The following is a 13533-nucleotide window of genomic DNA, read 5'->3' as shown; positions in this document are numbered from 1 at the left end:
AGACATGACCAAACGACTCACGGTGGCGCAGGCTACCATCATGTTTCTCAAAAACCAGTACATCGAACGCGACGGCATTGAAGAGCCCTATTTCGGCGGCTGTTTCGGTATTTTCGGGCATGGTAATGTGGCCGGACTGGGCCAGGCATTGCAGGAAAACCCGGATTTCCGTTACTACCAATGCCGTAACGAGCAATCGATGGTCCATACCGCGGTTGCTTATGCGAAGGTGAAGAACCGGCTGGGCGCATTCGTTTGTACGACGTCCATTGGCCCCGGCGCTACCAATATGATCACCGGCGCTGCATTGGCGACCATTAACCGGTTGCCCGTACTGCTCCTCCCAGGCGATATTTTCGCTACCCGCGAGCCTAACCCGGTTTTGCAGCAACTCGAAAGCGCGGCTACGCAGGATATTTCCGTAAATGATTGTTTCAAACCGGTGTCCAAGTACTGGGACCGCATTAACCGCCCGGAGCAGCTTATTTACTCCCTGCCCGAAGTAATGCGTGTACTTACCTCACAGGCCGAAATGGGTGCGGTGACGCTCTCCATGCCGCAGGATGTCCAGACTCACGCTTACGATTTTCCTGAATCTCTATTTCAAAAACGCGTATGGCACGTCGGCCGGCCGCGTCCTGACCTGGTAACTTTGCAAAAGGCTGCTGAATGGATCAAATCCGCTCGAAAACCGGTGATTGTGGCAGGCGGCGGGGTTATTTACAGCGGCGCAGCTGAAACACTTCACCAATTTGCTTCCAAAACCGGCATTCCTGTCGGCGAGACTTTCGCCGGAAAAGGTGCGGTGCGCTACGATGCACCGTATAGCATTGGTGGCCTGGGCGCTACCGGCACCAAATATGCCATCGATGTGGCCAATCAGGCCGACCTCGTCATCGGTATCGGTACGCGTTACAGCGATTTTACGACGGCTTCGAAGTCGATCTTCAAGAATCCGGATGTCCGTTTTATCAATATCAATATCAGCGAGTTTGACGCTTTCAAACATGCTGCATTACCGGTGATCGGCGATGCGAAGGCTGTCTTGGAAGAGCTCTCGGGACTTTTAGGTGACCATGAAGTCGCGGCGGATTATCGTCAGCACATGGCTGATATCAACAAGGCGTGGGATGATGAAGTAACGCAAATCTACGCTGATGGCAACGGCACCGTTCCGCCAATCGATCAGGCGGTGGTGATAGGCACCTTGAACAGCTTCATGGACGATCGCGATGTGATGATCAACGCATCGGGCAGCGCTCCGGGCGATTTGCACAAACTCTGGCGCGCCACCGACCCTAAGAACTTCCACCTCGAATACGGTTTCTCCTGCATGGGTTACGAGATCGCTGCCGGGCTGGGCGCTAAAATGGCTGATCCTACCCGCGAAGTGTACGTGCTCTGTGGTGACGGCGGTTACCTGATGAATAACCACGAGATCGTAACGGCCATTCAGGAAGGTGTACGCTTCACGATTTTGCTTTTGAATAACAATGGGTACGCGAGTATCGGCGGCTTATCAGAAAGCATCGGCAGCGAGCGCTTTGGAACCATGTACAAATACCGCGAAAATGAAACCGGCCAGCTGTCGGGCGGTTTTTTGCCCGTGGATCTTGCCAAAAATGCAGAAAGCCTCGGCGCCAACGTCATCCGCGCTACCGACAGGCAGTCTCTGGAAAACGCATTGGCACAAGCCAAAACCGCCGACCGGACGACCGTCATTTATATCGAAACGAGCCTCTACCGCACCGTGAAGGGCTACCACGCATGGTGGGAAGTGCCTGTGGCCGAAGTATCGACGTCGGCGTCGGTGCAAAAGGCATTTGAAACTTATCGCGAGAACAAAAAAACACAACGAATCTTTTTATAGGGAGAAAGGAGGAAAGGGAGGAAGGAAGGAAAGGGAATTTGTCTTCCTTCCATTCCCCCTCCCCTTCCTCCATCCTCCCTTTCTTCCCTTTACTCCCCTAATTATGAACTTCGAAAACATCAAACTGGGCGTTGCTCCGATCAACTGGACCAACGACGATATGCCGGAGCTCGGCGGCGAGAATACATTTGAGCAATGTGTGAGCGAAATGGCGCTGGCCGGATTTACTGGCTGCGAGGTGGGCAACAAATTTCCCCGCGATACCAATGTGCTGAAAAAGGCACTGGGGCTCCGCGGCTTACAGATCTGTAACCAATGGAATAGCTACGAGCTGACGACGAAATCTTTCGCTGAAAACCGCGAAAACTTCACGAAACTGCTCGATTTCCTGGAAATAATGGGGGCGAAGGTGATCGGCGGCGGCGAAACCGGCAACAGCTGCCAGGGCCAGATGGATGTTCCGGTATTCGAAGGTAAAGGAATGCTGAACACCCGTGAGGACTGGGACAGCTTTACCTACGGCCTGGATGAACTCGGCAAAATCGCCCGCGACCGCGGCATGAAACTCGCGTTTCACCACCATATGGGTACCTGCATTCAAACTATGGAAGAAACCGACCGGCTGCTAAACGAAACCAATCCCGACTACGTGTTCCTGAACTACGACTGCGGGCATTTCCATTTTGCGGGCGAAGATCCGGTAGCCGCGTTGAACAAATACATCGGCCGCACGGCGCACATACACCTGAAAGACGTACGCCCGAACGTGTTGCAACGCGTACATGACGAGCGCCTGAGCTTTCTGGCGGCCGTTAAGAACGGCGTTTTCACCGTTCCGGGCGATCCCGAAGGTTGCATTGATTTCCCATCGCTTTTCGAAATCATCAAAAAAAGTGACTATGCCGGCTGGATCGTCCTCGAAGCCGAACAAGACCCCGCCAAAGCAAACCCGCTCGAATACGCTATGATCGCAAGGAATTTTTTCAGGGGGTTAACTGGGATTTAAGATTTCAGTAGTTCAAGCGTCGACATTATTCAAGGTCCGCGGCATTTAACAAGCAACAATTGCGGGAACAGGCCCAGCAGACCCACCTGTTTATAGTATAATACGCACCCATTTAACCGGCTCCGGAGGGGCCTCCTGATAACTTAGGAGGCTCCTCAGGAGCCGGTTGACGTTTTATGAATGGTAGTTCTATAAACAGGATGCCTCTCCCGGGGCAGTTACTCCGTTTTTTGAATAAAAATAGCATCTCCCACCGCCACATTTCCCCCTCACACTACGTAACAGCAGTATATTACCGATTAACCTACATTGCATTGCGGCCTATGGAATCAGTTTACGCATTACTTTAAACTGAACACTATGTTAAATTTCAAACAATTACATCTTCTCTATGTCCTGATATTTGCGTTGGCGGTGGTGGGTTGTCAAGACAAGGATGTCGACCCGGCCGTCGCAAAAGTCGATTCTACCACGGCGGCGGATTATCCCGAAATAAACAGCTGGCTTTACGATGTGATGGACGACGCCTATTTCTGGTATAAAAACCTACCGGCCGAAAGCACGCTCGATAACACTATTGATCCTCACGACTACTTTGAAAAACTGGTCTATCAACGGACAACCGTCGATCGGTTCTCGATGGTTACCGACGATATCGATGCCTTGCAGGACGAGTTCAACGGCATCAGCAAAATTTTCGGGATCAGCTATTCATTGTCTTACATCGATAACGGGAAGTCCAACATTGCTGCCTTCCTGAATTACGTGGTAAAAGGCAGCCCGGCCGAAACGGCAGGCTTGAAACGCGGCGATATTCTCATGAAAGTGAATGGCACGCAGCTTACTTCCAGCAACTACACGGCGCTCATGAGCAGCAACGAAACGGCTACTTTTACATTGGGGGAAGTATCGGGTTCCAATATTGTGGTAAGCAGCCAGACCATCACCATGACCAAGGCTCAGGTAAGCGAAGATCCCGTTCTGTTTTCGACGGTTATTTCAAAACCAACCTATGGCAAAACGATCGGCTATCTGGTTTACACACAATTCGTACCGGGTACTGAAACAGATGCCTCGAAGTACGACAATGAGCTGCGCCAGGTATTCGCGGATTTCAAGAGTAAGGGCGTCAATGAACTGGTACTTGACTTGCGGTTCAATCCGGGAGGGTATATCAGTTCGGCAGAAACGCTCGCATCCCTCATCGGAACTGGTGTTTCCAACTCTAAAATCTTCTATAAGGAGCAATGGAACGATAAATACACTGCTTACTGGCAAAAAACCCAAGGAGCCGATGCACTCAACTATTCGTTCCTGAATGAAGCGAACAATATCGGCAGCACATTGAACCGCGTATTTGTGCTGACGTCCAATGGCACTGCCTCAGCCAGCGAACTGGTTATCAATGGCTTGAAACCCTACATGAGCGTGATCAAGATCGGTGAACATACTGCCGGCAAAAACCTGTTCGGCTCGCTGATCAGCGATGACCAGGAGCGATGGAAATGGGGCGCGTACATCATGCTCGGCCAAACCACCAATGCCAACGGCGAGTCGGACTACGGCACAGTGAATGGTATGACGCCGGATTACGAAGTAGAAGATTCTACCGTGCCCTATCTGCCTTTCGGCGATGAAAAGGAAACGCTGCTCCGCAAAGCACTCGACATTATGGGGATTCCGGCTCCGGAAGGGCAACGCCTTGCAGCCACGAAGAGCGTCGACAGCTTCCGCAAAATGCTTCATGACGACCTCAAAACGAAGGACAATCTCATGATCCGCCGCGGAAACGTAAGAGCAATCCCATAGTAAACTCTCACATACATATTGTTCACTCGACCGGGCCTGCACTTGCGGGCCCGGTCCGTTTTGTGCCCGTTCCATCAAAAAAGCGGCGAACTGGCATCGTTTTAGTTGTATTTACCGTAATTTTGAATCCCAGTTTTTACTCACGTTCGGTATGCAGGCAACGATATGAAGGCGAGCGCTTTATATATCCTCTTCTTTTTCTGCTCTTTCCTTCCTTTTGCTCAGGCGCAGACCGGCAAACAAACCTATCGTTTTAGAAACGAATTCACTGTGGCGCAGCCGGAGTGTGGCCCGAACCTTGTGCAGATGAAATCGGGTGGCTCATGCAATGCCGGAACTTCGGGAGGCAGGTCTGTTTCGGAAGTGCTCCCTTGCGGCGAGCGGCGGGCTGTCTATCATACTAATATGAACTGGGGACTAATGTACCCTAATCCCGACGGGCTCGTTTCCGAATCCTACACCATTCAGCTTTACCTGAAAGTGACCGACTGGGGCCAAACCAGGGCTAGGATCATCGATTTTTCGAACGGCACCCGCGATGAAGGTATTTATTTCAAAACAACTCCCGGAAGTAACAGCCATTGCCTGGAATTATCTCCGAACGGCACTATCGGAGAGTGCCCTTATTTTGATTCCGCTACTTACTACCTGCTGACTTTCACGCGCGACGGCGCCACGGGAAGAATGGATATCTATGTCGGTAACAACCTCTTTACCAGCTTCATCGACGCCGATAAAAACTACGTCGGTAGAGCCGGGGTGCCGATTTACGTTTTTCGCGATGATAATGTAGTTTCCTGTGAATCAGGAGAAGCGAATATTGCTTACCTGTCTTTTCGGCGGGAGTATTTTCCGCAAGCAGCGGTGAATAAATCCGCTGCGGAAATCTGCTTTGAGGCCAACATCAATTCGTATGCGGATTTTTCCATCACTTCCAGTCCGGATTGCGACCCTTCAAAAAACGTCGAGGTAAAATACACCGGACCTATTCCGGCACCCGGCACGGGCTATGATTTCAAATGGGGTTGGGACGGTGCCCAGGTTATCTCGGGCTCCGGAATGGGCCCCTACGTATTGAAATGGCCAACCGGTGGTCCAAAATATGTTACACTTGCCGTCACTAGCCAGGCTTGCGGCAACACCCTCGAAAACGGCAAGCAGATTGTCATCGGAAAGCCGACGCTCACAGCCGAAGTGGCGTCGGGCAGCTGCGATACCGGCACCGATGGTACTATTAAGCTTACGGCCGCGGACGGTAGTTCGCCCTACCACTACTCTATCGACTCTGTCAATTTCCTCGCGTCCAACACATTTCAGGTGCCGGCAGGTCGTTACAGGGTGTTTGTTAAGGACGATAACGGCTGCACCACCGGGCAGGATGCTAATGTGACATTTACCAGCGATATTATCCTCAGCACCATGCCGGATACCACCCTTTGCACGGGGCAATCTGTCGCGCTTGCTACTACCAGCAATGGCCAGGCGTTTTCGTGGGTCCCGCAAAACGGACTGGATAATGCCAGCGTGTTGGAGCCAGTGGCTAATCCGGAAACTACTACGGAATATGTTATTACTGCCACCAAGGGGTTTTGCACCCAAACGGACACGGTGCTCGTCACGGTATCCCCTAAAATCGAAGTGAATGTTACGCCCGACGCCCTGATCGAATATAATGTCCCTTTTCAGCTCAATGCTACTTCGCCCCAGATCCGCAATTACGCCGCGGCCACGTTTCTCTGGACGCCGGCAATCGGCCTGAACAACGCTAATATTCAGAGCCCGGTGGCTGTTTTGCGCGAAAATCAGTCTTATACGGTAGATGTCGTATCGGAGACGGGCTGCAAAGGCACCGGCCAGGTGAACCTGTCCATTACACGGCAGGAGAGCATTATCATTCCCACCGCATTCTCCCCCAATCGCGACGGCAGGAACGAAGTATTGGTACCGGTCGTGAACGACATCGAATCGATCCGTTACTTCCGCATTTTCAATCGCTGGGGACAGGTAGTTTTTTTCACCAACCAGCTCAACACCGGCTGGGACGGCTCTTTCAACGGCAGTACAGCCGTTTCGGGCAACTATGTGTGGGAAATCGAGGGAGTATCAACCAAAGGAAAGGTCATCAGCAAGAAGGGAGCGGTGATGTTGTTGCAATAATTTTCAGCCATCGGCTTTCGGCAGTCGGCTATCGCAGTGGTGATCACAACATCGATAGCTGACAGCCGAAAGCCGATGTAATTTTTCACCGGCTTATCCAGCTAAACTCATATTCCAGATCCGGAATGCGGGTACGGTCGGCGATTCTTCTGAGGCGCGCGGGAAGGGCCATCAGATAGTCTCTCGCTTTTTCCGCTTTCTCATTCATGTCGCGCACGGAGCCGATATTCCATTCTTTCAGCAAGTCTTCCAGAATATCAATGTAATCCAGCGTTGTGTATACGCCCAGGCGTTGTGCGGCGTCGGAGAAGTGGGAGAAAGTCTCGCCCATTTTCACACCGGTTTCCCGCATAAAATGCGCCGGCATCACGATCTTCTTCCTCATCATATCTTCCAAAGCCAGCATCAGCTCCGATGGGTCTACTTCCAGAATCCGGGTTACGAACGTTTTGTATGCCTTCGCGTGCCGCATTTCGTCGGAAGCGATCACACCACATATTTTCGATAAATGCGGATTCCCGAATTTCTTCGCGAGCGTGGCCGTGCGACGGTGCGAAACGTTGGTAGCCAGCTCCTGGAATGAAGTATAAATGAAGTTCCGGTAAGGGTCACGGTCGGTGCCGATATCGAAACCATCGGCGATCAGGTACTGTGTAGAAACCTCCATCGCACGCATATTCACGCGGCCCGAGAGGTAGAGGTACTTGTTGAGCAAGTCGCCGTGACGGTTCTCCTCGGCCGTCCAGGCACGTACCCATTTCACCCAGCCGGATTCCGGCTCATCGACCTGGTTGACGCCGATCACGTCCACCAGCCAGGATTCGTAAGTAGGCAGCGCCTCTTCCGTAATCGTATCCCCGATCAGCACGGCAATGTAGTCATAAGGCAGATCACGACAGCTTTCCTGCAAAAGCTTCACTTCATGCAAAAAATTCTCCCGGGTGGCATCAGGCAGAAAATCAGCTGGTTGCCAGTTTTCCTCGATCGGTTTCAGGTATTCTCCAATCAGCCCGTCGAGGTCTTTGCCTATATGTTTCATTACTTCAAGCCTTTCAGCTGAAAGCGTAATATCCATTGGTATTTCGATTTAAACACTATTGACTATTTTACAAATAACGTGAATTATACGTAAGTTTTGAATGACAATTGTCATTTCGCGTTTTAGAATTTGGAGTAACCAAAACAGATTTAGACTATTTTTGCAAAAAAAATAAGAATGAAAAAAATCCTCGATTACGTTCTGAGTGCCCTCTACCTGATCCATTTCGGCATTACCCTATTAGTCTTTCACGTTATACAGGTCATCGCATTCAACGTCTTCGGCAAAAAGGCGCACAAAGTGTCGGTCGACTGGCTTAATTTTTCCCTCACATTCGGCCTCTATCTGACCGGTGCGAGTATCAAGCTCAAAAACCTTGTCCAGCTGCCCAACGACCGGCCGCTTATATTCGTAGCCAACCACCAGAGCAGCTACGACATCTCCCCCATTTATTGGTATATGCGGAAATACAGCCCGCGATTCGTTTCCAAAATTGAGCTTGCAAAGGGCGTTCCGAGCATTTCCTATAACCTGCGCAAGAGCGGCGCGGCGCTGATCAACCGCAAAGACGGCAAGCAAGCCATTACCGAAATCGCGCGTCTCGGCAAGCTGATCCATGATGAAAAGGCTTCGGCGATTATTTTCCCCGAAGGAACCCGCACCGCCAGCGGTGACATGAAACAGTTCCAATCGGGCGGAGTAGCGACTTTGCTCAAACGCGCTCCGGACGCGCTCATCGTTCCTGTTGCGATCGACGGCACAGGCGCAATGAATCCAAAAGGCATTTTCCCCCTGAAATCATTCTGCAAATTAAGTTTCACAGTGCTCCCCGGCATTGAACCTGCCGGAAGGAAAGTGGAAGAAGTACTGGCGCAGACCCAGGAAGAAATCAGGAAGGTAATCCAGCCAGAATCGGTTGCCGTCAGATCCTGATCTCTTATTCCCCATTGGCATTCAAGGCCTTATATAGGCTTAACAATCGTTAACAATCCCCTTTTAAACCTCTGCGGCCGGTAGCCCTCTAACCCACAAACATTAAAACTTTTGGGTTATGAAAAAGATACTTTTTGCCGCAGTGGTTCTCGCATTAGGATTCACCAATGCTTCCGCCCAATATGGTCCCCGTTACGATCGTGACGGCTACCGCGACGGTTACAGCCGTGAAAGAATGTCTGACATCAACAGACTTCAAAGAGAAGCACGACAAAATATAGCCAACGGTGTGCAATGGGGAACCCTCACTTCCCGTGAGGCGAACATGCTCATGAACCGCTACGAAAACATCGAAGACAAGGAACGCCACTTTGCCCGCCACGGCCGCTTATCGAACCGTGAGGAAAGAATTCTCCGCAACGACCTGCACGAGCTGATGTCGGATACCCGCCGCCTGAGCCGCGACCGAGACCGTTGGTCCCGCGATGGTCGCCACAGAGACAGATACTAAGATTTTAAAGGTTATAGTTGAAGGTTTAGGGTAATGCAAAAAGCACCGGGACGTTGGCCCGGTGCTTTTTTATTCGTTGTTGAAATATCTGACCAGCTTTACATGCGACTTTTCGAACCCCTCGCGCTGGTAGAACCTGTGCGCCTGCTCCCGCGTGGCACGTGAAGTGACTTCCATTTGAACGGCCCCCTCTCCTTTTGCAAATGCAGTGACGTGCTCCATCAATGCTTTTCCCACCTGTTGCGAACGATATTCCGGTTCGACATACATTTCCTGGATCTCCGAAACCAGCGCAGCGTGATGCAAGAGCGGCTGAATGTGGCAGCTTACCATTCCAACGGGCTTCCCGTCCAATTCGGCGAGGAAGTAACTAATGTTCGGGTTTGCAACGTTGCGATCAAAAGCCGCGTCGAATCCCGTCCGGTCGAGAATCGTATTTTCGAGGCTGCATATCATATGATAAATGAGCTCGCGGTCGGCAGCAGATGCGCGACGGATGGTAATGGGTGCATGCATTTGGTAACGGGTTGAGTTGAGCGCCACAAATTACACCCTGCGCTACCGAAAGGCAAGATTACGGGCTACTTCTGCGGCCAGATTACAGGACCTCGTGTATCTCCCCGGACCGTTTTCATAAATTCCTGCATTTCTTCTTGTGTCAGTTTCGAAAGGTCGACGCGAGAGCCGTCGCAGCGAAACACCGTGCAAATGTTGCAAGACATATAAAGCATGGTGTAATCAAAAATGATTTCGCCTTTGTACTCCCCGACCGTCACCGTGAGCATATGATCCTGTTTTTCCGTCTTCAACGAGTCGATCTTCGCTTTCAGCCAGGGAAGATTGCGAACCGGATCCTTTACACCGCAAACTTCGAGGGTCGACGAGACTGTCTTTTCTTTGCACGAAAATGCAAATACCAGAAAAAGAGAAAGGAGAAGTTTTTTCATGAGTCGGGAATGGAGTATTAATTTGAAAATGAGACACGCTATTTGCAAAAACAGTTGTAAAAGCTTGCGTCTTCTATGCGTATAGCTGATGCAACATTTATATTATTTTAACATACGGTTACAAAATTTAAATTACATTTGAAAAACACTTCAATCCGGTTGTCAATGAGACAAATTATACTGGTATTTGCGCTGATAATCTCTTTTCAATGTCGCGCTCAAATTACTTTCATCGATACCAATACACCCTGGAGACAACTCTCCAAGCAAGCGAAAGAACAGGATAAGCTTATTTTTATCCATTTCGAAAACAGTGAATGCGTCCAGTGTAACGAGGTAGCTTCCATGGGTTTTAGCAGCCCTATCCTTAAAAAGACCTTCGACGAAGAATTCATTTCCATTCGCTGCAATGTAGGCACCTTTAACGGTCAAAATCTGGCACAGAAGTTCCGGATAATGAGTTCGCTGATGTCGCTCTATGTAGATTCCGATGGAAATATCCTGCATGTAAACAATGGCTCTACCGGCGATTCCTATACTTATTTAAACGGTGCGGAACTGGCACTCGATCGCAAAGGGAAAAAGCAATTGCCCGACTACGAAAGAGAGTACAAAGCAGGTGTGCGTACATCCGCTTTCATGAGGGAATATATGGTTAAGAAACAGGAATCGTCTATGGCAATCGATGACCTTCTCGACGAATATGTTGCCTCACTCAGTCCCGATTCGCTTGGCAATTTTCAGATTGTCAAAGGGATATTTGAATTTTTCCCCGCGGTAAATAGCCTGGCCTATCAGACCATCAAAAGCAAAACACCAAAATCGATAACCGACAGTATATTCAATTCAGCCAAACCCGACGACCGCAAGGCAATGAATGATGGAATCATTCAAAATTCATTCCGTATAGCGGTGCATAAGCGGGACGATAAAATGGCAAAGCAAATCGCAGCATTTGCCAGGGAATCCCAGGGTAAGAATCGGTGGCAAGGCGAAATCGATTCGATGAAATGGATGGTTAAATACTACTACCGGATCGCCGATACGCAACGATATTTTGAAAACGCCGCAAAATTGATTGAAAACAAGTACTTGCCGCTCACGGTCGATTCGCTCAATGCCATGGACGACGCGGCCTTTAAGGCGCAGCAAGCATCTTTTACGTCTAAGCGCGGCAAGCGGGAGCCCGGTATGACTGTAATGTCCATGGCGATAGCGCCGCCCTCCCAGTTCATTTATCTGGAACTCAATGAACACGCCTATCATTTCTATGAGCTGACGCGTGATAAGGAATTGCTTGAAAAAGCATTGACCTGGTCAAAAAAATCAATGGACTTATCCAACGCCAAAAGATCAAATGCTGCCACCCCGTATCGGCTGGGTGACCCGAACTTTATTGATACCTATGCACACATACTTTATAAACTGGGCAGAAAAGAAGACGCCATCGAATGGCAAACCAAAGCGGTAGAAGCGCAGAAGGTTTCCGGTATGGCCTACGAATCTTTTGAAATACGCCTTAACAAAATGAAAACAGGCACATTATAGCGGCCCATGTACCTGTTTTCACACTATACAAACGCACTCTCCCCTGTAATTGCCCTGCCGACAATCAGCGAGTTGATTTCTTTAGTCCCTTCGTAAGAATAAATGGCTTCGGCATCGGCCACGAAGCGGGCAATGTCGTATTCGAGCAATATGCCGTTGCCCCCGAACAGCTCACGCGCATGGTCCACGATGGAGCGCATACGCAACGTACAGAATACCTTCGCGAGCGACGCGTGCTCGTCGGCGAGATCGCCCGCATCCTGCAATTGGGACAGCCTGTAAACCATCGTCTGCATGGCCGTGAGGTCGCCAAGCATTGTTACCAGGAGGTCTTGTACCAACTGAAAACCGGCTATCGGCCGCCCGAACTGCTTTCTTTCCATGGTGTATTTCAAAGCCAGCTCGTACGCACCACGCCCGCAGCCAACCGCTTGCCACGCTACTCCTGCACGGGTCATACGCAGGACATTGGCAGTGTCTTTGAATGAGTTCGCGTTTTGAAGCCGATCGGCTTCCGGCACACGGCAGTCAGTCAAAGTAATCAATGCATTCTGCACGGTACGCAGGGCCATTTTGTCCTCCATTTTCTCGGCTTTGAAACCGGGATTTCCTTTGCGTACGATAAACCCTTTCACCTGATTATCGTCCACATTACGCGCCCAGATAATCGTAATGTCGGAGAAAGTGGCATTACCGATCCACTTCTTCTGCCCATTAATAACCCATTCATCACCTTCCCGCTTGCAGGTGGTGGTGAGCCCGCCCGCGGCACCGGAACCTACCTCAGGCTCGGTAAGCCCGAAAGCGCCGATCAGCTCCATACGCTGCATGACGGGCAGCCATTGCTGTTTCTGCTCCTCCGAGCCGCACAGGTAAATCGAACCCATCGCCAGGCCGCTATGCACGCCGAAGAACGTCGAAATGGACGAATCGACGCGGGCCATTTCCATCGCGATAAACCCTTCCAGCAACGCCGACCGTCCGGCACAACCATAGCCGTGGTAAGTAAGGCCGCAGATATTCAGCTTGGCCATCAGCGGTATGACGTGCATGGGAAACTGCGCATTGTTCCAATAGTAGTTAGCAATCGGCCGGATTTCCGTTTCCATAAATTCCCGCACTTTGAGCTGGATCTCACGTTCCTCGGGATTGAGCGTAGCGCCGAGCTCATAAAAATCGCCATTCACGATGGGCGGCTCTTTCTTTTTACCTGCACCGGCTTGCATGAATTTCAGCATTTTACCCAGGTCCTCTTCACTCATTTTGGAAACGGCTCCCATTAACTGGTTAAGGTCTACTTTGCGTGAGAGCTTCGCAACGGCTTCGATATCGATGGATTTGAGGAGATCACGTATCTGAGAAATCGATTTGAAAAGGTTCATCTGGTTTGTTGGATTGTGATGTGATAAAGAGTCGGCCCCGCAGGCCGTTCTACTGCAAAGCATTAAAAAAGTAACGCCAGCAGGAACGGAATTTGCAAGGATCAAGCAAAACCTGAAAACCATGAAAACGCAAACCAACAATGTAGAAGGCGGCTCGCCTAGCCAGGGCGGCCCAAAAGGCAAGTCGAAACAAAGGGACGATAGCCTGAAACCTTCGGGACTCCTCAAACAGGAATCCATCCGGAAATCGGAGAAGGTGAATATGACCCAAAAAAAGGGTTATAATGAAACGCCAGAAACGGTTCCGGTAAAGGGCAAGAAGGGCTGAACC

At 50.4% G+C, this 13533-nt stretch carries 12 protein-coding genes; 8 read left to right on the top strand and 4 right to left on the bottom strand.

Annotated elements, in window-relative coordinates; all coding sequences use genetic code 11:
- Positions 1-4 precede the first annotated feature (4 nt).
- The 4 genes from iolD to J2Y43_RS30895 all read left to right on the top strand — a co-directional run bounded on the left by iolD (position 5) and on the right by J2Y43_RS30895 (position 6842).
- Positions 5-1870: a 3D-(3,5/4)-trihydroxycyclohexane-1,2-dione acylhydrolase (decyclizing) gene (iolD, locus tag J2Y43_RS30910; protein WP_309991904.1), complete on the top strand. Its 1866-nt coding sequence runs from the start codon at positions 5-7 to the stop codon at positions 1868-1870.
- A gap of 103 nt (positions 1871-1973) precedes the next feature.
- The gene (gene iolE / locus J2Y43_RS30905; protein WP_309991901.1) at positions 1974-2876 is read left to right on the top strand and encodes a myo-inosose-2 dehydratase; all 903 of its coding nucleotides are present in this window, start codon (positions 1974-1976) and stop codon (positions 2874-2876) included.
- Between the two features lie 360 nt (positions 2877-3236).
- On the top strand, positions 3237-4685 hold the full coding sequence (locus tag J2Y43_RS30900; RefSeq protein ID WP_309991898.1) for a S41 family peptidase: 1449 nt from the start codon (positions 3237-3239) through the stop codon (positions 4683-4685).
- Between the two features lie 165 nt (positions 4686-4850).
- On the top strand, positions 4851-6842 hold the full coding sequence (locus tag J2Y43_RS30895; RefSeq protein ID WP_309991895.1) for a gliding motility-associated C-terminal domain-containing protein: 1992 nt from the start codon (positions 4851-4853) through the stop codon (positions 6840-6842).
- An 85-nt stretch (positions 6843-6927) separates the two neighbouring features.
- On the opposite strand, the gene J2Y43_RS30890 is transcribed toward J2Y43_RS30895, so the two are convergent.
- A complete protein-coding gene (locus J2Y43_RS30890) occupies positions 6928-7917 on the bottom strand; it encodes an acyl-ACP desaturase (RefSeq protein WP_309991893.1) in 990 nt (329 codons plus the stop codon).
- 141 nt (positions 7918-8058) lie between these two features.
- On the opposite strand from J2Y43_RS30890, the gene J2Y43_RS30885 reads away from it, so the two are divergent.
- Both J2Y43_RS30885 and J2Y43_RS30880 read left to right on the top strand, forming a co-directional pair.
- Positions 8059-8814 (top strand): lysophospholipid acyltransferase family protein, encoded by a 756-nt coding sequence (locus J2Y43_RS30885; protein ID WP_309991890.1) that lies wholly within the window; start codon positions 8059-8061, stop codon positions 8812-8814.
- A gap of 118 nt (positions 8815-8932) precedes the next feature.
- A complete protein-coding gene (locus J2Y43_RS30880) occupies positions 8933-9325 on the top strand; it encodes a hypothetical protein (RefSeq protein ID WP_106597959.1) in 393 nt (130 codons plus the stop codon).
- Positions 9326-9394: 69 nt separating this feature from the next.
- On the opposite strand, the gene J2Y43_RS30875 is transcribed toward J2Y43_RS30880, so the two are convergent.
- On the bottom strand, positions 9395-9841 hold the full coding sequence (locus J2Y43_RS30875; RefSeq protein ID WP_309991884.1) for a GNAT family N-acetyltransferase: 447 nt from the start codon (positions 9839-9841) through the stop codon (positions 9395-9397).
- 65 nt (positions 9842-9906) lie between these two features.
- Entirely contained in the window at positions 9907-10272 is a 366-nt protein-coding gene (locus J2Y43_RS30870) for a hypothetical protein (protein ID WP_309991881.1), read from the bottom strand.
- 165 nt (positions 10273-10437) lie between these two features.
- Between J2Y43_RS30870 and J2Y43_RS30865 the strand changes: the two genes are divergently transcribed.
- Complete coding sequence (locus tag J2Y43_RS30865; RefSeq protein WP_309991878.1) at positions 10438-11820, top strand: hypothetical protein; 1383 nt, start codon at positions 10438-10440, stop codon at positions 11818-11820.
- A gap of 23 nt (positions 11821-11843) precedes the next feature.
- On the opposite strand, the gene J2Y43_RS30860 is transcribed toward J2Y43_RS30865, so the two are convergent.
- Complete coding sequence (locus tag J2Y43_RS30860; protein ID WP_309991875.1) at positions 11844-13202, bottom strand: acyl-CoA dehydrogenase family protein; 1359 nt, start codon at positions 13200-13202, stop codon at positions 11844-11846.
- 121 nt (positions 13203-13323) lie between these two features.
- On the opposite strand from J2Y43_RS30860, the gene J2Y43_RS30855 reads away from it, so the two are divergent.
- On the top strand, positions 13324-13530 hold the full coding sequence (locus tag J2Y43_RS30855; RefSeq protein ID WP_309991873.1) for a hypothetical protein: 207 nt from the start codon (positions 13324-13326) through the stop codon (positions 13528-13530).
- Positions 13531-13533 lie beyond the last annotated feature (3 nt).

Origin of the sequence: Dyadobacter sp. BE31 (genome assembly GCF_031457695.1) — a bacterium.
In the GTDB taxonomy this organism is placed as follows: domain Bacteria; phylum Bacteroidota; class Bacteroidia; order Cytophagales; family Spirosomataceae; genus Dyadobacter.
This window is presented reverse-complemented; position numbering and strand designations above follow the sequence as displayed.

Excerpts from the sequence above, each read along its gene's own strand:
- iolD (WP_309991904.1), top strand. The coding sequence starts at position 5 with ATGACCAAACGACTCACGGTGGCGCAGGCTACCATCATGTTTCTCAAA.
- iolE (WP_309991901.1), top strand. The coding sequence starts at position 1,974 with ATGAACTTCGAAAACATCAAACTGGGCGTTGCTCCGATCAACTGGACC.
- J2Y43_RS30900 (WP_309991898.1), top strand. The coding sequence starts at position 3,237 with ATGTTAAATTTCAAACAATTACATCTTCTCTATGTCCTGATATTTGCG.
- J2Y43_RS30895 (WP_309991895.1), top strand. The coding sequence starts at position 4,851 with ATGAAGGCGAGCGCTTTATATATCCTCTTCTTTTTCTGCTCTTTCCTT.
- J2Y43_RS30890 (WP_309991893.1), bottom strand. The coding sequence starts at position 7,917 with ATGGATATTACGCTTTCAGCTGAAAGGCTTGAAGTAATGAAACATATA.
- J2Y43_RS30885 (WP_309991890.1), top strand. The coding sequence starts at position 8,059 with ATGAAAAAAATCCTCGATTACGTTCTGAGTGCCCTCTACCTGATCCAT.
- J2Y43_RS30880 (WP_106597959.1), top strand. The coding sequence starts at position 8,933 with ATGAAAAAGATACTTTTTGCCGCAGTGGTTCTCGCATTAGGATTCACC.
- J2Y43_RS30875 (WP_309991884.1), bottom strand. The coding sequence starts at position 9,841 with ATGCATGCACCCATTACCATCCGTCGCGCATCTGCTGCCGACCGCGAG.
- J2Y43_RS30870 (WP_309991881.1), bottom strand. The coding sequence starts at position 10,272 with ATGAAAAAACTTCTCCTTTCTCTTTTTCTGGTATTTGCATTTTCGTGC.
- J2Y43_RS30865 (WP_309991878.1), top strand. The coding sequence starts at position 10,438 with ATGAGACAAATTATACTGGTATTTGCGCTGATAATCTCTTTTCAATGT.
- J2Y43_RS30860 (WP_309991875.1), bottom strand. The coding sequence starts at position 13,202 with ATGAACCTTTTCAAATCGATTTCTCAGATACGTGATCTCCTCAAATCC.
- J2Y43_RS30855 (WP_309991873.1), top strand. The coding sequence starts at position 13,324 with ATGAAAACGCAAACCAACAATGTAGAAGGCGGCTCGCCTAGCCAGGGC.